Here is a 1,199-nt window from a genome sequence, read left to right on the forward strand (position 1 = left end):
GGAACCTCTGAACAAGTCCAACGAACCTGTCAGAATATAAGTTATTGAAAACAGCCCGATCCGAGTGAACCCGATGAGCCAGTTGAGTTTTTCCGAAGCCGAGTACGTCGGCAAACGCAAGAAAACGCGCCGTGAGAAGTTTCTGGCCAAGATGGAGCGTGCGGTGCCGTGGAAGGTCTTTGCCGATCTGGTCGATCCGCATTACCCCAAACCGGGCATCGGTCGTCCACCGTATCCGCTGGAAACGATGCTGCGCATCTACTTCATGCAACTGTGGTTTTCGCTGTCGGATCCGGCCATGGAAGAGACGCTGTATGACAGCTTTTCGATGCGCCAGTTTGCCAAACTGCCTGGTGGTCGTGTGCCGGACGAGACCACCATTTTGAACTTTCGTCATCTGCTCGAGCAACACAACATTGCCGACGAAGCGCTTGAAGCGGTCAACCTGCTGTTGCAGGATCAAGGCATTCAGGTGCGCAAAGGCACCATTGTGGACGCCACAATTATCGACGCACCCAGCTCGACCAAGAACGCCAGCGGCACGCGGGACCCCGAGATGCATCAGACCAAAAAGGGAAACCAGTGGCACTTTGGGATGAAGGCCCACATTGGGGTTGATCTTCACAGCGGGCTGGTCCACACGGTGGTGGGCACCGCTGCCAATGAGCATGATGTTACCCAGGCGGCTGCGTTGCTGCATGGTGAAGAAACGTTGGCCTTGGGCGATGCCGGTTATCAAGGCGTAGACAAGCGACCCGAACACCAAGGGCGTGACGTGACCTGGCACATTGCCATGCGCCCCGGTAAACGGCGTGTCTTGGGTAACAGCGCAATTGATCGTTTGACGCAAAACATTGAGCGGGTCAAATCCAGCCTTCGGGCCAAGGTTGAGCATCCGTTTCGTGTCATCAAATGCCAATTCGGGTTTCGTAAAGTCAGATTCCGTGGACTGGCCAAGAACACTGCGCATTTGAAAATGTTGTTTACGCTGTCCAATATCTGGATGGCACGCCGCCCGTTGACGGCGGTGGCAGGGTAAGTGCGCCCAAAAAGCGCCAACAGGCCCGAAAACGGGCCTGATCGGGGTGCAAACAACCCGAAAGTGGCGATGATTTGAGCAGTTTTTAACCATTTTTGAATACTTTGGTCATGAGGTCGATTTTTGGATGTTTGAAATCGAGTTCTTCAGACCTTCCCTA

Annotated in this window: 1 protein-coding gene; it reads left to right on the forward strand. The window is 54.1% G+C overall.

All coding sequences use genetic code 11. The annotated features are described in order from the left end of the window. Window positions 1–73 precede the first annotated feature (73 nt). A complete protein-coding gene (locus tag CHR62_RS15525; RefSeq protein ID WP_123661535.1) occupies window positions 74–1,039 on the forward strand; it encodes an IS5 family transposase in 966 nt (321 codons plus the stop codon). The last annotated feature ends 160 nt before the right edge of the window (window positions 1,040–1,199 follow it).

Origin of the sequence: Pusillimonas sp. NJUB218, from assembly GCF_003788685.1 — a bacterium.
Lineage (GTDB): Bacteria > Pseudomonadota > Gammaproteobacteria > Burkholderiales > Burkholderiaceae_B > Neopusillimonas.

Coding starts and splice junctions, on each gene's coding strand:
- CHR62_RS15525 (WP_123661535.1), top strand. CDS start 74: ATGAGCCAGTTGAGTTTTTCCGAAGCCGAGTACGTCGGCAAACGCAAG.